The organism is Puia sp., assembly GCF_035546395.1.
In the GTDB taxonomy this organism is placed as follows: domain Bacteria; phylum Bacteroidota; class Bacteroidia; order Chitinophagales; family Chitinophagaceae; genus Puia.
Map to the genome: position 1 here is coordinate 204,614 of NZ_DASZXR010000006.1, position 20,520 is coordinate 225,133.

General features: G+C 56.0%; 14 protein-coding genes. 6 read left to right on the top strand and 8 right to left on the bottom strand.

From position 1 onward, the window contains the following. Nucleotides 1–6: 6 nt before the first annotated feature. The 4 genes from VHE34_RS07240 to VHE34_RS07255 all read left to right on the top strand — a co-directional run bounded on the left by VHE34_RS07240 (nt 7) and on the right by VHE34_RS07255 (nt 4,772). Nucleotides 7–705, top strand: coding sequence for an L-ribulose-5-phosphate 4-epimerase (locus tag VHE34_RS07240; RefSeq protein ID WP_325586185.1), 699 nt, complete (start codon nt 7–9; stop codon nt 703–705). Between the two features lie 75 nt (nt 706–780). Continuing rightward, nucleotides 781–2,277: an L-arabinose isomerase gene (gene araA / locus VHE34_RS07245; RefSeq protein ID WP_325586187.1), complete on the top strand. Its 1,497-nt coding sequence runs from the start codon at nt 781–783 to the stop codon at nt 2,275–2,277. 48 nt (nt 2,278–2,325) lie between these two features. Next, complete coding sequence (locus VHE34_RS07250) at nt 2,326–4,032, top strand: sodium:solute symporter family transporter (RefSeq protein ID WP_325586189.1); 1,707 nt, start codon at nt 2,326–2,328, stop codon at nt 4,030–4,032. Between the two features lie 32 nt (nt 4,033–4,064). After that, the gene (locus VHE34_RS07255) at nt 4,065–4,772 is read left to right on the top strand and encodes an NUDIX hydrolase (protein WP_325586191.1); all 708 of its coding nucleotides are present in this window, start codon (nt 4,065–4,067) and stop codon (nt 4,770–4,772) included. Between the two features lie 506 nt (nt 4,773–5,278). Here VHE34_RS07255 and VHE34_RS07260 read toward each other — a convergent pair. The 7 genes from VHE34_RS07260 to VHE34_RS07290 form a co-directional block, all read right to left on the bottom strand. Beyond that, nucleotides 5,279–6,643 (bottom strand): aldehyde dehydrogenase family protein, encoded by a 1,365-nt coding sequence (locus VHE34_RS07260; protein WP_325586194.1) that lies wholly within the window; start codon nt 6,641–6,643, stop codon nt 5,279–5,281. 2 nt (nt 6,644–6,645) lie between these two features. Next, on the bottom strand, nt 6,646–7,383 hold the full coding sequence (locus VHE34_RS07265; RefSeq protein ID WP_325586196.1) for a gamma-glutamyl-gamma-aminobutyrate hydrolase family protein: 738 nt from the start codon (nt 7,381–7,383) through the stop codon (nt 6,646–6,648). Then, the gene (locus VHE34_RS07270; RefSeq protein WP_325586198.1) at nt 7,380–8,678 is read right to left on the bottom strand and encodes an iron-containing alcohol dehydrogenase; all 1,299 of its coding nucleotides are present in this window, start codon (nt 8,676–8,678) and stop codon (nt 7,380–7,382) included. The genes VHE34_RS07265 and VHE34_RS07270 overlap by 4 nt, the downstream gene beginning before the upstream one ends. Before the next feature lie 9 nt (nt 8,679–8,687). After that, on the bottom strand, nt 8,688–10,061 hold the full coding sequence (locus tag VHE34_RS07275) for a glutamine synthetase (RefSeq protein WP_325586200.1): 1,374 nt from the start codon (nt 10,059–10,061) through the stop codon (nt 8,688–8,690). Then, nucleotides 10,036–11,370, bottom strand: coding sequence for an ethanolamine permease (gene eat, locus VHE34_RS07280; protein WP_325586202.1), 1,335 nt, complete (start codon nt 11,368–11,370; stop codon nt 10,036–10,038). The genes VHE34_RS07275 and eat overlap by 26 nt, the downstream gene beginning before the upstream one ends. A 379-nt stretch (nt 11,371–11,749) precedes the next feature. After that, complete coding sequence (locus tag VHE34_RS07285) at nt 11,750–13,108, bottom strand: SusD/RagB family nutrient-binding outer membrane lipoprotein (RefSeq protein ID WP_325586204.1); 1,359 nt, start codon at nt 13,106–13,108, stop codon at nt 11,750–11,752. Between the two features lie 21 nt (nt 13,109–13,129). After that, the gene (locus VHE34_RS07290) at nt 13,130–16,441 is read right to left on the bottom strand and encodes a SusC/RagA family TonB-linked outer membrane protein (RefSeq protein ID WP_325586206.1); all 3,312 of its coding nucleotides are present in this window, start codon (nt 16,439–16,441) and stop codon (nt 13,130–13,132) included. A 755-nt stretch (nt 16,442–17,196) separates the two neighbouring features. Between VHE34_RS07290 and VHE34_RS07295 the strand changes: the two genes are divergently transcribed. Together VHE34_RS07295 and VHE34_RS07300 are read left to right on the top strand one after the other, a co-directional pair. Beyond that, nucleotides 17,197–18,231, top strand: coding sequence for a sensor histidine kinase (locus VHE34_RS07295; RefSeq protein WP_325586208.1), 1,035 nt, complete (start codon nt 17,197–17,199; stop codon nt 18,229–18,231). 133 nt (nt 18,232–18,364) lie between these two features. Next, nucleotides 18,365–19,159, top strand: a complete 795-nt coding sequence (locus VHE34_RS07300) for a LytTR family DNA-binding domain-containing protein (protein WP_325586210.1) — start codon at nt 18,365–18,367, stop codon at nt 19,157–19,159. A gap of 7 nt (nt 19,160–19,166) precedes the next feature. Here VHE34_RS07300 and VHE34_RS07305 read toward each other — a convergent pair whose 3' ends face one another. Beyond that, the gene (locus VHE34_RS07305) at nt 19,167–20,516 is read right to left on the bottom strand and encodes a HAMP domain-containing sensor histidine kinase (RefSeq protein ID WP_325586212.1); all 1,350 of its coding nucleotides are present in this window, start codon (nt 20,514–20,516) and stop codon (nt 19,167–19,169) included. Nucleotides 20,517–20,520: the final 4 nt, after the last annotated feature.

Sequence of the window (20,520 nt, forward strand, 5' to 3'; positions counted from 1 at the left end):
ACTTTTATGAGTAAATACACAGATATCCAGGAAGCCGCTTACGATGCCAATCGCCAGCTTCCAAAGCTCGGCCTCGTCCTCTTCACCTTCGGTAACGTATCCGCCGCCGACCGCGATCAGGGCGTCTTCGCCATAAAACCCAGCGGCGTCCCCTATAGCGACCTCTCGCCCGAAAAAATGGTCATCGTCGACTTCGACGGAAAGGTCGTCAAAGGCAAGCTCCGCCCCTCCTCCGACACGCTGACCCACGCCGTTCTCTACAAACACTGGGAGAAGATCGGCGGCATCTCCCACACCCACTCCACCTACGCTACCTCCTGGGCCCAATCCCAGCGCGATATCCCCATCTTCGGCACCACCCACGCCGACCATAACACCGTCGACATCCCATGCGCCCCGCCGATGAACGACGACATGATCCTCGGCGACTACGAATACCAAACGGGGTTCCAGATCCTCAATATCTTCCGCGAAAGGAATCTCAGCTATGAAGAAGTGGAGATGGTCCTCATCGGCAACCATGCCCCCTTCACCTGGGGCAAGACCGCCGAAAAGGCCGTCTACAACAGCGCCGTCCTCGAATCGGTCGCCCAAATGGCCTACCTCACCGAACAGCTCCGCAAGGACTGCCCCCGGCTAAAGGATTCCCTCATCAAGAAACATTACGAAAGGAAACACGGCCCACACTCTTATTACGGACAGTAGCGGACCACGGGTCCGCTGGCCGAAGGCCCATCATAAAATCACGGGCCGAAGGCCCCATTACAAAATCAAATAAACATGGACATAAAGAAACTGGAACTTTGGTTCGTCACCGGCAGTCAGCACCTCTATGGAGAAGAAACCCTCAAACAGGTAGCCACCCACTCCCAAACCATCGCAAAAGCACTCGACGCGGCAAAACAAATCCCCGTCAAAGTCGTCTTCAAGCCCACCGTCAAAACCCCTGAAGAGATCTATCAAACCCTCCTCGAAGCAAACACCACAAAGAACTGCATCGGCATTATCGCCTGGATGCATACGTTCTCACCCGCCAAAATGTGGATCGGCGGCCTCCGCATCCTCCAAAAACCCCTCGTCCACCTCCATACCCAGTTCAACCGCGATATTCCCTGGAGCGACATCGATATGGACTTCATGAATCTCAACCAAAGCGCCCATGGCGACCGCGAATTCGGGTTCATCATGTCCCGCATGCGCCTCGACCGCAAGGTCGTCACCGGCCACTGGCAAGACCCCGATACTCTCGATCGCCTCGGCGCCTGGGCCCGCGCCGCAGCCGGCTGGAACGACTGGCAAGGCGCAAAATTCGTCCGCTTCGGCGATAACATGCGCCAGGTCGCCGTCACCGAAGGCGACAAAGTGGAAGCCGAAATGCAATTCGGCTACTCCGTCAACACCTATGGCGTCGGCGACCTCGTCAGGACGATCAACGCCATCGAAGACAACGCCGTCGACACCCTCATAAAAGAATACGAAGACCGATACACCCTCGCAGATACCTTGAGAAAAGGCAAGTCCCAACATGGCTCCCTCCGCGACGCCGCCAGGATCGAGCTGGGCCTCAAAACCTTCCTGGAAGCCGGCAATTTCAAAGGGTTTACCGACACCTTTGAAGATCTCCACGGCATGGTCCAATTGCCCGGCATCGCAGCCCAACGCCTCATGGGCGCAGGCTACGGCTTCGCCGGCGAAGGCGACTGGAAAACGGCCGCCCTCGTCCGCGCCATGAAGGTCATGGGCAGCGGCCTGCCCGGCGGCAACTCCTTCATGGAAGATTATACCTACCATTTCGAACCGGGTAACAACCTCGTCCTCGGCGCCCATATGTTGGAGATCTGCGAGTCCATCGCCGACGGCAAACCAGCCGCGGAGATCCACCCCCTCGGCATCGGGGGCAAAGCCGACCCCGTACGGCTCGTCTTCAACTCCGCCGCAGGAGCAGCCATCAACGCCTCCATCATCGACATGGGCAACCGCTTCCGCCTCCTCGTCAACGAAGTCGAAGCCGTAGCGCCCACCCACCAGCTGCCAAAGCTCCCCGTCGCCCGCGTCCTCTGGAAACCCTACCCCGACATGCGGACAGGCTGCACCGCCTGGATACTCGCCGGCGGCGCCCATCACACCGGCTATAGCCAGAATCTCACCGCCGAACACCTCCGCGACTTCGCAGATATGGCCGGCATCGAATTCGCCCTCATCGGCAAGAACACCGATCTCTACCAATTCCGCAACGAGCTCCGCTGGAACGAAGCCTATTATCAAAATAAAAAATAACCGGGAGGGGCATTGCCCCTCCCCAAAAAACTCCCAAAACGATTGCCCATGAACCGCAACCTGGTATTCTCTGATTACGTCGTCTTCATCGTCTACTTCATCATAGTCGCCTCCTACGGCATCTGGATCTATCGCCGCAAAAAGAAGACAGTCACCGACACCAAGGACTTCTTCCTCGCCGAAGGCACCCTCACCTGGTGGGCCATCGGCGCCTCCCTCATCGCCTCCAACATCTCCGCCGAACAATTCATCGGAATGAGCGGCGACGGATTCTTCGCCGGCATCGCCGTGGCCGCCTATGAATGGATAGCCGCCATAGCCCTCATCATCATCGCCATCTGGTTCATCCCCATCTACCTCAAAAACAAGATCTACACAATGCCGCAATTCCTCAAGCGGCGATACAACGAGACGGTAGCCCTCGTCATGGCCATCTTCTGGCTGCTGCTCTATATCTTCGTCAACCTCACCTCCATCCTCTACCTGGGGGCTGTGGCCATTAATGGCCTCGTAGGGGGGCAATATCTCCACACCATCATGATCGCCCTGGCCATCTTTTCGCTCCTCATCACCCTCGGCGGAATGAAGGTCATAGGCTTCACGGATGTCATTCAGGTCGGCGTCCTCATCATCGGCGGCCTCGCCACCTCCTACCTCGCCCTTACCGTCGTCGCGGACAACTTCGGGCTCGGCTCCAACGCACTCGCCGGCTTCACAGCCATGCTGAAGGACGCCCCGGAACACTTCCGGATGATCTTCCATAAACCCACACCCGCCTCTTCCCAGCTCGAAGTCGACAAATACCTCATTCTCCCCGGCCTCGCCATGTACGCCGCCGGCCAGTGGATCGTCAATCTCAACTACTGGGGCTGTAACCAGTACATCACCCAACGCGCCCTTGGAGCCAACCTCCAAACCGCCCGCACCGGCATCCTCTTCGCCGGCTTCCTCAAGCTGCTCATGCCCATCATCGTCATGCTCCCCGGCATCGCCGCCTTCGTGCTCTACAAACACGGCCACCTCAACCTCGAAGGCGGCAGCAAGGACTACGCCTACTCCGCCGTCCTCGGCTTCCTCCCCGCCGGCCTGAAAGGCCTCTCCATCGCCGCCCTCACCGCCGCGATCGTCTCCTCCCTCGCCGGCAAGATCAACAGCATCTCCACCATCTTCACCCTGGATATCTATAAGAAGTATATCAACAAGGAAGCCGACGAACAAAAACTGGTGTGGACCGGCCGCATCGCCGTCGGCCTGGCCATGCTCGTCGGCATCATCTTCACCTGGAAAGACCTCCTCGGCATCAGCGGCAGCGGCGGCTTCACCTTCATTCAGAAATACACCGGCTATATCAGCCCGGGCGTCCTGGCCATGTTCCTCCTCGGCATGTTTTGGAAAAGGACCACCGGCGCCGCCGCAGTCGCGGGCCTCGTCACCGGCCTCGTATTGTGCACATTCTTCAACGAATTCGCCCCGCAGGTGCTGGGTCACCATACCTGGCTCTACACCGCCTACCAGACACAGGTCGCAAAGAACGGCGTTCTGACAACCGTCTGGCAGATCCCCTTCCTCATCTGCATGGGCCTCGCCTTCCTCTTCACCGTCATCGTCATGGTGATCATCAGCCTCGCCGGCCCCCGCATCAACCCACACGCCTTCGAGCTCGACCGGTCCATGTTCAAAGTTCAGCCATCGACCATGGTATTGATCGTAGTTACCTTAGTCATTCTGATGGGGCTATATGTTAAATTCTGGTAAAAGCCCTATATTCACGCAAAAAGGACCAATAAATGAATCGTTACGCTGGCGAAACCCGCATGCTGGTAGCCGTTGACTGTATCATCTTCGGATTCGACGGATCAGATATAAAACTTCTCCTTATCCAACGCGGCCTCAAACCCGAAAAAGGCAAATGGTCCCTCATGGGCGGCTTTCTCCAACCCGAAGAAAGCCTCGAACAGGCCGCCAACCGCATCCTCAAAAAACTCACCGGCCTCGAAGGCGTTTATATGGAACAGTTGCGCGCCTTCGGCGAACCCAGCCGCGACCCCGTCGAACGCACCCTCAGCATCGCCTACTTTGCACTCATCGATATCCACCAATATGAAAAACAGCTCAGCAATGAATACCACGCCGAATGGGTTCACATCCGGAAATTGCCCGAGCTGATCTTCGATCACAAACGCATGGTCGAAGCCGCAAAGAAACAGCTGCGCTATAAAGCCGCACTCCACCCCATCCTGTTCGAACTGCTGCCCGCCAAGTTCACCATCCCACAGCTGCAGATCCTCTACGAAGGCATCTACGACACGGCCTTCGACAATCGCAACTTCAGCCGCAAAGTACTCTCCACCGAGCTTCTCATCAAGCAAAAGGAAAAAGACAAAGCCAACTCAAAAAAAGGCGCCTTCTACTACAAACTCGACAAACGAAAGTATAAAGCCAACTTCCAGGCCTTCCTCAACTTCATTCCCAACCCCGACAAACTTCTTCTGTAAACATTCCCCCAAAAACCGGCACAACACCATCTGCAAAAAATTCGCGGCCGTTTACTAAAATTTCGCAAACGATTTTTAGCTCACGCAAACGTTTCCGTACTGCGTAGCCCGTACGCAAAGGCATTAAATTCTTGCTAAATCCGTATAATAGTAAGCCGGAGTGCTTGTCTAATTGAATTAGAATGGTAAATTTGACAATTAACTTTTTAGTTTTGAATGGTCACAAAGTCGTGACGCGAGGGCAATGTCTATTGCCCTCTCTCTTTTTGCAAAAAATGAAAACCCTCGCCGGAGGCGAGGGTCCTATTCTGTACTTCCCCATCACTAAATTTATGATATCATAATATTAGGCAACATCTCTCTCATCTCCAACCACCGCTTATACACGCCCTGTGCAAACACCTATATCCCCATAATTATCAGTCCCTTAGACCGTCACAGACGGTCTGGCCGAAGGCCCATCATTAGCCAGAGGCCGGAGCCGGCTACTTTTAAATATCAGCCGGTTAGGGCCGTATATGATAGGCCTTCGGTTGCACAAAAGCCCGTATCCCCTGGTAACTTAGTGTCATCCCGAGACCCGAATGTTTCCTCCCGCTCCATGGCAACGTCGCGCTGACCCGGTCACAACAGTTCCAATACACAGTACCGGTATTCAACTGCTGCATCACCTTCTCCGCCCGCTCGAAGCTCGCCGAATACACCGCCGCCGTCAGCCCGTATTCCGTATCCTCCATCAATGCAGCCGCCTCCGCATCATCCTTCACCCGCTGGATCCCAACCACCGGCCCAAACGACTCTTCCGTCATCAGCCTCATCCCATGATTCACATCCACCAACACCGACGGTTCGATAAAATATCCCTTCCGGTCAATTCGTTTTCCTCCCGCCAACACCCTCGCCCCCTTGGCAACCGCATCATCGATCTGCCCCAGGAGAAACTCCAGCTGCCCGGGTCTCGTCAGCGCGCCGACTTCCGTCGCCTGCTCCATCGGGTCGCCAACCACCAGCTTCTTCGCCTGCTCGGTATAAGCACGGACAAAAGCATCATATACGCCCTCCTGCACATAGATTCGTTCCACCGCGCAGCAACTCTGCCCATTGTTATAGACAACCCCTTCCAGCGCCGCCGCCGCCACCCGCTCCACATTGTCGATATCATCCATCACATACAGCGGGTCCTTGCCCCCAAGCTCCAACTGGCAGGGCGCCAGCTTCGACGCGACTCTCTCCGCGATAAGCCGCCCCGTCCGGTAGCTGCCCGTAAAAAAGTAGCCGTTCAACGGCAACTGCAGCAACCATTCCCCCGCATCCCCCTTCCCCACCACAACCGAAAAAACGTCTTCGGGTATCCCACTCCGGTAGAGCAGCCGCTGGATATGCAAACCCGTCAACGTAGCATACTCAGACGGCTTGTAAAGCACCCCGTTGCCCCCAAGCAATGCCGGGATGAACACATTCACCCCCACCAGGTAAGGATAGTTCCAGGCCGAGATATTGGCGATCACACCCAGCGGCTCATAAACGATCTTCTCCCGCGTCGCTCCCTCCGTCACCACCCACTCCTCCGCCAGCCACCGCACCCCATTCTCCAAAAAGAATTTGATCCGTCCCCTCGCCCCGTTCAATTCATTATAGGATTGCTGCAAAGGCTTCCCCGTCTCCGCCGTCAACGTCTCGGCCAGCACCCTCTTCTCCGTCTCCAGCGCCTCATAAAACCTCCCAATGCAAGCCAGCCGCTCTTCCACTCCCAGCGCCGCCCAGCTCCGCTGCCCTTTCTTCACCGCCCGATACTTCGCCTCGGCCGACGCCTGCGTATCCTCGGTCACCTCTTCAATTACTTCCTCCGTAGCCGGATTAATGATTTGCATGATTATTTTTTGTTCCTTTTTATTTCAGTCATAAACCGATCCCTGATCGCCCGGTACAACACCGAATCCCCCACCCCATTCACAAACATCCGCTCCGGATGCCACTGCACCGCCAGCAAAAAAGGCTTCCCCGCCGGCTCCTCCCACTCGATCCCCTCGATCGTCCCATCCTCAGCCCGGCAATTCACCCGCAGATCCGCCCCCAGCCGCTCCACCGCCTGGTGATGCGCACTGTTCACCATCCCGCGAAACGCCCGGTGTCCGCCACCGTCCTCGCCCGCAAACCCAACCACCTCCTCCAGCAACGTCCCCGCCTCCAAAACCACCCCATGCACCTTATCCACCCCGGCCACATTCTCATGCACTTCATCCCCCACAACTCCCAGGTCCTGCAACAAACTCCCCTGCCGCGCCACATTGATCAATTGCAATCCACGACACACCCCAAGCACCGGCAATCCCCGCTTCCACGCCTCCTCCAGCACCGATAGCTCGAACCCATCCCGCACCGGCTGCCAGCCATCCGCCGGCGCCTTCACATATCGATCGGTCCCGCCATAAAAACTCGGCGCTATATCCACTCCCCCCGACAACACCAGCCCGTCGAGTCCCGCTGGTACATCCGGCCCCGCACCCACCTCCAGCCGCACTACCTCGATCCCCGCATCCTCCGCCTTCAGCCAACGGACATAATTCTCATGCTTCCAATCCGCCCCCGTGTAGGTCAACCCCAGTCTCATAAAGCCTCCGTATATAATTTAAAGAAATCCTCCCGGCTCACCGGCTTCGGATTATTCGGATGCGCAAAATCCGCAATCGCCAGGTCCGCCAACGGCGCCAAATGCTCCTCTCTCACCCCCACATCCCGCAGCCGCGTCGGCAGCCCCAACCATCTATTCAACTCGAACAACCGCTCCACCACCGCCTCACCCGCGGCCCGCCCGATATCCCCCGCGCCAGGAACCCCAGCACCGGTAACGCCACCGCCCAACTCACCCGCCGGGACCCCACCCGCAGTAGCCCCTCCGGCCCCAATCTCCCTGCTCCGCCGCTCCCACGCAGCCCTCGTCCCCTGCCCCCCATCCACCGGCAACTCCATCGCCTGCGCGATCACCCGAAACCTATCCTCAAATCCGGAAATATTAAATCTCATCCCATAAGGCAGATTCACCGCATTCGCCAAGCCATGATGCGTATCCAGCAACGACGACATCGGATGCGCCAGCGAATGCACCACCCCAAGCCCCTTCTGGAAAGCCACCGCCCCCATCAGCGAACCGATCATCATGAGGCTCCGCGACTCCAGGTCGGGCTCATTCGTCGCTCTCACGATCGATCGATGGATCAGCCGGATACCCTCCAGGGCGATCCCCTCAGCCATCGGGTGCCAGTTCTTCGCCAGGTAGGCCTCCATATTATGCGTCAGCGCATCCATCCCCGTAGCCGCCGTAACAAAGGGTGGCAGCTCCATCGTTAAAAGTGGATCCGCATACACCCTCTTCGCCAGCAACTTTGGCGAAAAAAGGATGCGCTTCCGATGCGTGTCGTCTTCCGATATGATGGCGCTCCTCCCTACCTCGCTCCCCGTCCCGCTCGTCGTCGGAACAGTGATAAAATAGGGCACCTCCTCCGTCACTAAGACATCCCCGCCGATCAGGTCATCATAGTCAAACAGATCGCGATGGTGATTGACCCGCAGGGCGACGGCTCGCGCCACATCCATGGCCGCCCCGCCGCCGATCCCGATAATACTGTCCCGGCCGGTGCCGCGATACGCGGCCCCGCCCTTCTCCACATCCGACTTCACCGGGTTCTTATGGATATCCGAAAAAACTTCCACCGATAACCCCCGGGCCTCGAGCTTCTTCCGCAGATCGCAAAAGAAACCCAGCTTCTCCACCACCGGGTCCGTCACCAGCAACGGCCGCTGCAGCCCCACACTTCGCAGATCATCCGGCAGTTCCTCGATCGCGCCCGCCCCAAATCTTATCGTCGTCGGAAAATTGTACTGTCTTACACTATTAAAGTCGATCATACTATTGGTCTATATTATTTCAAAATACCGTTGCAACTCCCAATCCGTCACCGCCTGTCCGAATTGCCTCCACTCCCACTCCCGCGTCCTCACAAAATGATCCGTAAACTCCCGCCCGAACAACTCCATCGCGACCGGCGACTCCTTCATCATCTGCGTCGCCTCCCAGAGATTCCTCGGCAACACCCCATGGCCTTTGTCGGCATAACCGTTTCCCACCGTCGCCGCCGTCGAAAGCCGCATCCCATTGCGCACCCCATATAACCCCGCCGCCAGGCAAGCCGCCATCGCCAGGTAAGGATTCGTGTCCGACCCTACCACCCTCGTCTCCAGCCGCGTCGATTTCTCACCGCCCGGCAACGCCCGCAACGCTACCGTCCGGTTATCGATCCCCCAGGTCAGCGTCGTCGGCGCCCAGGCGCCTTCCACCAATCGCTTATAGCTATTCACCGTCGGGGCCATCATCGGCAGGATATACGGAAGACAATACAGCTGCCCCGCAATATAGCTCTCCATCAACGGACTCATACGGGTCGGCGAACCACTGTCAAAAAACAGGTTCCGGCTCCCGTCCGCCGTCCACAGGCTCTGATGCACATGCCCGCTGCAGCCCGGAAGCTCGGGGCTCAGCTTCGCCATAAAGGTCGGCAGTATACCATGGCGGTGCGCGATCTCCTTCACCGCCGTCTTGAACAACACGGCCCGGTCCGCCGCCTCCAGCACATCGGCATATAGGATAGCCGCCTCGTAAACCCCGGGACCCGTCTCCGTATGTAGTCCTTCCAAAGGCACTCCAAACGCCTTCAGACTGTCGAACAAGTCAAGAAAAAAATCACTCTTCTGGGACGCCCGCAAAATGCTATACCCGAACATCCCGTGCGTCATCGGCTTCAGATCCCCAAACGACCATCCACCGCCACCGGAAGGCGCAGCCCCCGCCGTCGCAGGCGCAACAAAATTGAACCACTCGAACTCCTGTGAGAAGTACGCCGAATACCCCGCTTCCCCCAGCTGTCCGATCACGCGTTTCAACAAACTGCGCGGGCAAACACCCGCACCTTTTAGGTCCGCTAAAAAGAAAGGCAATCCCCCCTCCCACGGCACCCTCCGCATCGTCGTCGTATCCACCACCGCCATTGCATCGGGATAACCCGTATGCCAGCCCGTAAAACTGCCGTTATCATACGCCCGATCCTCCGCATCCCAACCAAACACGACATCACAAAATCCAAAACCGGTCGAAGCGATTGCCGCGAACTTATCATACGCGACCACCTTGCCGCGTAAAATGCCATCCACATCCGCGATAGCCAGCTTGACTTTTTCAACCCGCTCCTCACCCAGTCGGGCAAGCAGCTCAGGAAGCGATTGATTGTTGCCCATGAAGCATCTTTTTAACAAAAAAATGAAACCAAATATAACTCACCAACAGAAGGGAGAAATAAATGATGGATAATTTAACATTGAGGGTCACCATCGCCACCAGGCACACCGACGCGATCACCAGCGCCACGATGGGAAATATCGGATACTGCGGAACCCTGAACGGCCGCTCCAGCCCCGGCTCCTTTTTCCGCAGCACCAGCAAGCTGACCATCGCCAGCACATACAAGGTCAACGCCCCAAATACGGAAATGGTAATAATATCCGCCGTCTTCCCCGACAACAACGCCGCGATCCCAACCACCATATTGATGAGTAGCGCATTGGCCGGCGTTCCCCGTCGCGAATGGACCCGGCCCGCCGAAGCAGGCAGATAACGCACCCGCCCGAACTCCATCGTCGCCCGGCCCGCCGCCAGCACCAGTCCGTGAAAGGAAGCCACCAGTCCCATCAGCCCGATCGTGATCAGCAGATGATAGATCCAACCGCCCGTTCCCGTTATCCGGGCCAAGGCCAGCGGCAGCGGGGAATCCGAAGTCTCCGCAACCCCCGGCGTCGGGTAAACGATCGCTTCCCATCCCGCAACACCCGTCGCCGCCACAAACACCAGCACGCACAGTACGATCAGCGTCAGCAATGCCGACCCGAAACCCAGCAGCACATCCCGCTGCGGCCGCTTCGCCTCCTCGGCCACATTCGCCACCCCTTCCAGGCCCAGGAAAAACCAGACGGCAAAAGGCACCGCCGCCCAGATCCCCTTCCAGCCATGCGGAAAAGCATTCCGTTCCAGGTTCGCAAAAGAAAAATGCGGGAAACAGACCCCCGAAAAGATCAACAGTTCCGCCACCGCCAGCACCGTCACGATCAACTCAAAACCCGCCGCCGCCTTCACGCCATAGATATTCAGCGCCGTAAATACAAAATAGGCCGCGATAGCGATCGCCGTCACCGGTATGCCAGGCAGGAAAATATGGAAATATGCCCCGATCGCCGCCGCGATCGCCGGCGGGGCAAACAGGAATTCGATCAGCTGCGCCACCCCCGCGACAAACCCCCAGTCCCTCCCAAGCCCCCGGCTGGCATAATCAAAGACACCCCCCGCCCGCGGGATCGCACAAGCCAATTCCGTATAAGAGAAAGTAAAAGTAATGTACAGCACGATAACCCCGCCCGTAGCAATGGCCAGCCCCAGGCTGCCCCCCTCCGCCAACCCCAGGTTCCACCCAAAATACATCCCCGAAATGACATACCCCACCCCAAGCCCCCACAACAACAACGGCCCCAAGCTCCGCGAAAGTGCTTTTTCCATTCCCCCAATATAGGCTTTTCAGCCCATAAAAAAGGCCCCCCGAACGGGAGGCCCTTACACTCAATATTGACAGCAAAAAGATCACCAAAGCAAGCCCACCCGTCACAAAGCATCCCGTCACAAAGCATCCCGTCACAAAGCATCCCCTCAGAAAGCATCCCCTCAGAAAGCATCCCGTCACAAAAGCCGAAAACAACTCCGGGCCACACCCCCTCCTCAAAACCCGCCCCTCAGCGACGGCCGGCGCCGGGATGCCTCGCAAGGCGCCTCGGATGGTCTTCACAACCATCCAAAAAACCAACGCAAGATAATCCGCAGCGCCGGCGAGGACGTCCCGGCCCGGCCCATCCCGACTCGGCCGGCCCGCCCAGTGGCCGCCCTATTTATCCCAAAACAACGTCGGCGCATACAGCGTCACGCTCGGCACATTGGAAGCATTAAAATTCAACTCACTTTGAGGATAGAGCAAACGCCGCGGTATCTGATTCCCAGTGGTACTCGTCAACACCGGCGACCCCGTACGCCGCCACAGCACAAACACCTCCGGATTCAAAAACAACGCAATGTATTCCTCCGAAGCGATCTTCGCGATCGCCGCATCCGTCCCCGCCGGCAACGTCCCATGCGTCAGGAGATAAGCGTCGATATCCGCCTGGGCAACCCCCAGTTTCTTCATATTGGCCGTGATAGCGGCCTGGTAGAAAGCCTGCGCAGCCGCAACCGTCCCGCCATTGCGCAATGTCGCCTCCGCAGACATAAACAGCAGCTCTTCATACGTGATCAATTCCGTCGGGGAATTTATCTGGTTATAATAGTTCACGGCAGCCCCATTTTTGCTACTGTCCAGGTCCAACGCCCCATAACGCGGGTCATTATCCGCAGCCATGGACCCCGCCAGCGTACTCTCCGGCCAGTCCTGATCACCCGGCCTGTCGCGGTAGAACTGGTACCAGGGGTTGGCGGACGTCTCCGTCGTTCCCCACACATATTGCGCATTGTCCGCGCTGGAACCGAAGGAAGCAGCTATCTCCGTCAATGCCGTCGCCGCCATCTGCGCATTCCCCTTGCTCTGGTGCAACGCCAGCCGGGCCTTGATGGCATGTCCGAATTTGATCCAGGCCGCCGCATCGCCACCGTAGATGACATCCTGCGTAGTGGGCACCAGCGAACCCGGGTTGGCCGACTGCAACAACGCCGTCCCTACATTTATAAGGGAAGCGATCGTATCATAAAGCCCCTGCGCCTTATCATACGTCGGGTGAAGGATCGCCTGATCGGCGTTGCCCTTGAACGCAGTTGAATACGGCAAGTCCCCCCACAAGTCGACGGCCACCTGCATCTGATAGGCCATAAGGATGCGCCCGATCCCTCCGTACCGCGCATACCCGCCCTTGTCGGCGATCCGGATCAGGTCATAATCATTCTCCAGCGTGGACGTGTAAAGGTCCGGCCAGAGATTATCGAACACTCCCGGGTTTAGACCATAGTTATAATACGTCTGCGACTGGCTGTTGGCGCCGAACATCTGTTGCGTCAGCAGCGCAGTGAACCGGCTTTCATCCCCACCCTGCGTATAAGCCAACGCGGCCTCTACAGTAGGCAGAAGCAGGTCGGGCGTCGCCGTCGCCAATGCATTCGGATTGACATTCTGATCGGTAAAAAAGCTCTTTTTGCAGGAAGTGGCGACCAACAGCCCGGAGACCATCACCATCAACCCCGCTTTATATCGTAGTTTCATGTTACTCATTTTAAATTTTAACTAAAGACCCATATTCAGCCGCAGTCCGTAGCTCTTCGTATTGGGGTTATTGAAATAATCCAATCCTTGCACATTGCTCGGACCTCCAAGGCTCGTCTCCGGGTCGACCCCGTCATACTTCGTCCACACCTTCAGGTTATTGGCAAAAACCGTCAGCGACAAGCTGGTGAACGGACCCTTCTTCAGCATCGCCCGCGGCAGCTCATAGCTCAGGCTGAGTTGCCGGATCCGCGTAAATCCACCGTTCTCGATATCCGTCTCCTGGCCGCCGCCAAAGCTGTTCCCGGTATTCTGCCAGTAATTCTGGTTGAAGGACGATTGGATGGTATTCGCCGCGCCGGGTCCGGGCTTCTCTACGCCACCCTCGAAGTGCACCACGTTGCCGTTGTCATCCAAATGGCCCAAAAGACCCTTGAATACCGTCGGCTGATAGCGATTGGACGTTTCCTCTGCCGTACCCTTGTTGGCCAATGCCCCCCGGGTACCGTTCCACATCGCACCGCCATGTCGCACATCTACCTGGGCGCCCAGCATAAATCCCTTATAGGAGAGATTGCTGATCACGCTCCCCGTCCAGTCCGGTGCGGGATTGCCAAGCACCAGGTTGGGACCCACCGCGCCCGGGATCGGCTGCGCATAGCTGCTTGATCCCGTCCGGTCGTCAATCAGCAGCGGGCTCTTCAGATCGTTGAGCACCGAGTGTGGCGTCGTATTCCCATAGATCACGCCAAACGGCGCTCCCTGCACCGCATAGATCCCCGCTTCGCCACCCGATCCGAATCCACCCATAAAGAAGGTCTGGATGCCCGGGTAAAGTTGCACGACCTTGCTGATGTTACGGCTCCAGTTCACGATCACATTCCACTTCAATCCATAGCTGGTCTGGACAGGCGTACCATCCAACGTCAACTCGAGTCCCTTGTTGGTTATAGTCGTCGCATTCAGCAACTTCCCCGCAAATCCTGTCGTGAATGGAAGCGAGACCGGCATGATACCGTTCGTCGTCCGGCTGTAATAGGCCGTTGCATTAAAAGTCAGCCGGTTCCGAAGGAAACCAAGATCGACCCCACCTTCGTAGGAATAAGTGTTCTCAGGCTTCAGTTCGGTATTGCCGATCGTCGCTATACCCGAACTTATCTGGTAACCCGCGCTGCCATTGGCCGGGAACTGAATGCCACCCGTGAACCCGTCATTAAATACCGCCGTGGTATACGGCGTGTTGAGCGAATAAGGCGGTGCATCCTTACCCACCTGCGCAAACGACGCTCTCAGCTTTCCGTAGGACAGCAGCCTGCTGTCCTTCATCCCCGGCAGCTCGGTAAAGACCCAGCCCGCACTCACCGACGGATAGAAGAACGTATTGTGCGCGGCCGGCAACGTCGACGATTCCTCATCCCGGGCCGTCACCGACAGAAACAACATCCGCTTGTAATTCACTTCCAGGTCGCCATAGAAGGCCATCGTCCGCTTGTGGATATCCGTTTCCGCCGCGAGATACGACAACGCATTTGAGATATCGTAGAACCCGCTTACGTTAAAGCCGTTCCCGGTCGTCAGCTGGTTGTTGTTCTGCGAAGTGAAATAGTTATGGCCCACCAGCAACGACGTCTGCCAGTCGTCGCCGAAATTCTTTTTCAACGTAACGATAAAGTCGGAGTTGAACTGGTTGACATTGTAGTTGTTCAGGTAGATCGCCCCGGCCGGTGAAATGCCGGAATTGATATCATACGCCGTTTTATCGTTTTGCGCGTAGATATCACCCCCCACCCGGTAGGTCAGCGAGATCCAGGGCGCTACGGTGAAATCGGCCTGGCCAAAGCCAAACACCCGGTCCAGGTTGGAATGTGTGGGGATATTGTTGACGACCCAGAACGGGTTGTCATAGCCCCCGCCGCCACGGTAGTTCCGCTGCGTTCCGTCAGGAAATTCATAAGACTCCCGGTGCTTGTAGGCGTCAGTCCCGAATCCATCAGAGTTATCAAAGGTCGCCGGCGTCCGGACAAGACCCAGCATCACGCCGGAAAGGTTGGACCCCTGCTGTACCTTGTAGTTGGTCGAGTGGATATAGTTGATGCTCGCCGAAGTGCTCAGCCGGCTGCTGATCTTCGAGGATCCGCTCAGGCTAAGGGTCGTCTTCTCGTACTTGGCCCTGGGAATGATCCCCGTCTGCGACACATTACCCAGCGACAACCGGTAACCCGAGGTCTCATTCCCACCCGAAAGCGAGATATTATTATTATAGGTCAGCCCGGTCTTGAAGAAATTGTACCGGTCATAGGGAGTCACCGGGATCTTGGCATTGGGGCTCGACTTGCCGACGATATTCCCATGCTTGTCGAACGGGTAGTCCGTCGCCCCGTCCCAGGCCAGCGTATCGATCTTGGCGCCCCAGGACGTCGAACCGCCGGCTTCCGGCGGCGAATATTTTCCGTTGCTCCCCTGCGACCATTGATTCTGCAGCTTCGGCAGCAATCCAACCTTATCCATGGTCACCGAGGAATTAAAGGTTACCGCCGTCCTTCTTCCCGCACCGCCCTTCTTCGTCGTGATCACGATCGCCCCGCTGGCGGCCTGTAAACCGTACAGCGCCGTAGCGGCCGGCCCCTTCAGCACGTTGATCGACTCGATATCATTCGGATTAAGGTCATTCCCGCGGTTGGTGGGCTGCTGACCGCCGATCAGGTTGCCATTGGCGCCGTTGGAATTATTCCCGGCCCCTGCCGTGGCGTCGAAATTGTTGATGGAGTTGTCGATCGGTATCCCGTCGACCACCAGCAAAGGCTGGTTGTTACCCGTAATGGAGGTAGCCCCCCGCAACCGCAGATAAGTGCCCCCGCCCGGATCACCCGTACTCTGGATAACCGTCAGACCCGAGGCCTTCCCTTCCAGTTCGCCAAGCGGATTTCCCGTCCCGGACTTGTTCAGCTCGTCCCCATTGATCGTCTGCTGCGCCGTCGTCAGCGATCGCTTCTCCTTGCGGATGCCAAGCGCCGTCACGACCACTTCATTCAGGTTGCGCGTGTCCCGCATCATCGTAACCGATAATGCCCCGCCCGACCCAATCGGCACATCCTGTGACGAAAACCCGACCGCACTGACGACAAGAGTAGTACGACCCGCGGGCACATTTATCCGGAAACTGCCGTCCGGCCCGGCGCTGGTCCCGCCACGCGCCCCCTTAACATTGATTGATGCTCCGGTTAACGGATTGCCGGCCGAATCGGTCACCTTCCCGGTCACCTCCCGGGATTGTGCCTTCGCCAGCACCGATAACAGCAGGCCTGCCATAAGAAACAGAATAAGCTTTCTCATTTGCTGTTTGGTTTTGTAATGGTAATAATGTAGGTTAACTCAATGCTGACAGGCATAGGCCTGCCGCAATTCAAAAAAGACAAGAAAAATAACGAGCCTGAGGCACGCATTTCCTTCATTCTTACCGAAACAGGAAAATAGTCACTTTAAGTACGTTATAATCCGACGAATTAGCACCCTACCAAACCAGTAGAATGGATGAAGAAAGATCATCCATAACCGGTGTCGGAAAAACCATTGAAGAAAACAGGGAGATCGTTGAAATTCGGCCAGGCAAAAAGCAGACAGAGTAGTCTATGAACAAAGTGGGGTATCCTGTAAAAAAAAGAGCAGGTGGTAGAAACCACCTGCGGGTCACATGAGAAAACTTCTAAGGACAACTTGTATGTGTTTCCGGGGAAGTTGCCCGTTAGTAGAATACCTTTCCCCCGGAATGAGTTTTATTAAGTCACACACCCGAAAATAGATACTATTCTATTCCGCAACCGCGTAAACTGACTCAAACGGGAAATTTCCGGTTCCAATGGTCGTATTAAAGGGTTGAACGTGTTGCGCGCCGTTCAACACTCATCGCGCCCGTTCGTATGTATCAATAATTCCTTTTGCAATAAATTAACTTTTCCAATACAGCACAATTGAATTACTTGCCGTTATTCCAATCTACTACACCACCGACGAAGTCCGCTTACCAGTCACTACATTTCCCAGAACAGTTAAAACCATCGACCCGGCTCCAAACCGGGCCTGAACCTGCTATGAACCATCAGATCGCTTTGAACGACCGTCTCGTAAAATCTGTGGGCGTCCCTGCCCTCGGCCTGTTCATCCCTAATTTATCCGGACTCATCACAAATCGCCTCTATTCGTACTCCGAACTCGCCGCCTGCTACCTCTTCTTCATCGTCGTCGCCTTCCTCGTCTGGGAAGGCAACGTCCGCCTCATGTACTTTATTCGCCAACGGTTCCCCTGGTCCAAACGCTCCTATTATAAGATCATCATCGCCCTCTTCTTCGCCAACATCGTCTACTCCGGCCTCCTCTCCGGCGTACTCCTCCACCTCTGGCAGTATTGTTCACATGAACCCCAGGGAGAAAATCAACACCTTATCAACGCCATCCTGATCATCATCATCGCCGCCTGCTTCATCACCAATATATATGAGATCCTCTTCCTCAACCTCGAAAAAGAATACAACGAAACCCGCGTCGAACAACTCAACGTCGCCAAAGCGCAGGCCGAACTCGAAGCCCTGAAGAACCAGATCGACCCCCACTTCATCTTCAACTCCCTCAACACCCTGTCCTTTCTCATCACCCGCGACCCAAAGAGCGCCCGCCTCTACAACGACACCCTCGCCCGCGTCTACCGGTATATCCTCAGCAACAAAGAACGGGACCTCGTCCTCCTCCGCGAAGAAGTGGAGTTCATCAGCAACTATTTCTACCTGCTGAAGATCCGCTTCGCCGACGCCGTCAGCATGTCCATCGAAATAACCGACCTCTCCGCCGAGAACTTCCTGATCCCCCCGATATCGCTCCAGGCCCTGGTGGAGAACGCCATAAAACACAACGAATTCAGTGAGAAGAAACCGCTCTCCATCGACGTCTCCATCTCCTCCGACTATGTCATCGTCCGCAACGTGATCCATCGTCGCAGCAACCCCCAGCAAACCTCGAAGATCGGCCTGAGCAATCTCGACAACCGCTATAAACTCATCACAAAAAGAAATATCCAGGTGGAAAACAATTTCGAATCCTTTACGGTGAAGTTGCCGATCGTCCGCTTTTGAGACCGGCCATATCAATCACCAGCGCAAAGTGCAACATTTACCAGCAGGATTGCGTCTATCCGAATGATCGAAGGATAAACGGTAATGAAAAAGAACAGATCCTGACTAATTTTGATCATCAAAACCTAGCCAAATGAAAGTCCTCATCGTGGAAGACGAAAAGCCCGCATCAGAGAACCTGATCGAAGAATTACAGGCCATTGATGATAAAATTGACGTGGTGGCCGATTGTTACAGCGTGGATGAGACCATTCAATGGTTGAGCAGGAATCCCACACCCGATCTCATCCTCATGGATATCCAGCTCTCCGATGGCCTGTCCTTTAATATCTTCAAAGCCTGCGAGATCACCTGCCCCGTCATTTTCACCACTGCCTACGACAAATACCTCACGCAAGCATTCGAATATAGTAGCATCGACTATTTGCTAAAACCTATTAGCCAGGATAAGTTGAAAAGCGCCATCCGGAAATACAAGAACCTCCGGAACCATTTCGTCCAAGCCCATGAACACCCCAACGGACATACCTTCAACGGCTCGCAACTCAACGGCGACTCCTACCCCGCCCACCACTCCGACCGCGTCAGGTCCCGCATCCTCGTCAGAAAAGGCGTGGAATTCCAGGCCGTCCGCGTCGAGGACACCGGGTATTTCTTCACCGAACATAAGCTGATCTTTTTGGTAGACAAAGACAACCGGAAATACATGGCGGAGAAAAGCAACCTCAGCGAGCTGGAGGAAGAACTGGACAAGAACATCTTCTATCGCGCCAACCGCAAATACATCATCAACGCAAACTATATCCGTCGGTTTAAACCCCTTGAACGTAGCAAGATCAGCGTAGAACTCACCCTCCCCGTCAACGAAGAGATCATCATCAGCCAGGAGAACGCCGCGTCATTCAAGAAATGGATCGCACAAAGCTGAACCACCCCTAAAAATGCAGGAGGAAAGAACTCCCCAGTCCTTCAACAGACTGTACCTGTATATTGCCCTTATGCAGTAAAAGGATCTGCTTACAAAGACTCAACCCGATCCCACTCCCCGTCTTTTTAGTACTAAAGAACGGGATAAAAATATTATCCATCACCTCGGGCGACATCCCCATCCCATTGTCCGCCACCTTGATGATCGCCTTCCCGTTCGGCCCCGTCACCGCCGACAACGTGATCGTCGGTTCCTCCTTCTCCTTTACCGCATCGATGGCATTCACCACCAGGTTGATCAACACCTGCTCGATCAGCGCCGAATCCGCCTCCAGCGTAATATCCGGGTCGAGCATAATGATCTCCAGCTCGATATGCTTCTGCTCCAGCGTCGGCTCCATCAGCACATGCAGGTTCTCGAACAAGTCCCGCACATACACCTTTTTCAGATTAAGGGTGGTGATCTTATTGAGCGACCGGTACGTCTCCGCAAATTTCAGCAAACCCTCGCTCCGCCGCCGGATCGTCCCGATCCCAAGCTCCAGGTCCTCCAACGCCCCCTCCTGCCCCTCACCCTTCAACAACTTCGCAGACTCCTGCAGCCTAAGCAACATCGTCTCGGCCAGCGAAGAGATCGGCGCCACCGAGTTCATGATTTCATGCGTCATCACACTCAACAGCCGCTGCCAGGCCTTGGCCTCCGTCTCATCCAACGCCTCGTTCACATCCTGGAAAGCAACCAGCTTGTACACCCGCCCTTCCGTCTGAAAAGCCGTCGCCGCCAGCAAGGTCTTGAACACATGCTTGTCCCGCGTCAACGACACGATCTTACTTTCCCCTGGCCGCAGATTCATGATCTCCTGGTACAACGTCGCATCCCGCCGCTCCAGCGACGAAATGCTCTTCAGATAAGGCACCCCCAGCATATTCTTTATCGCCTCGTTCATCCACCCGATCTCTCCGCTCTTATGCTCATACGAAAGAATGCCGGTATTCACCAGCTCCAGGATCTTTTGCAGGTACTGGAACTGCGTTTCCCGCTCCCGGCTGATCAGTTTGAAAGTGGAATTAATTTCATTAAAACCCTGTCGTAGCGACTGCAGCTCCACCGGCGCCTCCTTGACATCGAAATAACGCGAGAAATCCCGGTAATGGATCGACTCCACGAACTGCTCCACCTCCTGCTGCGCCTTCCGGTGGAAATTATAAAAATCTATCAGTTGGAAGACCACGACTACCAGCACCGGCACCAGCTTCTCATACATCCCCTTCACCAACAGGAAAGAGGCACAGGACAACGTCAGGAACATAAAGAGCACCCGGATGAGGATCCTCTCCTGGTAGCGTTTAAATATCATACGC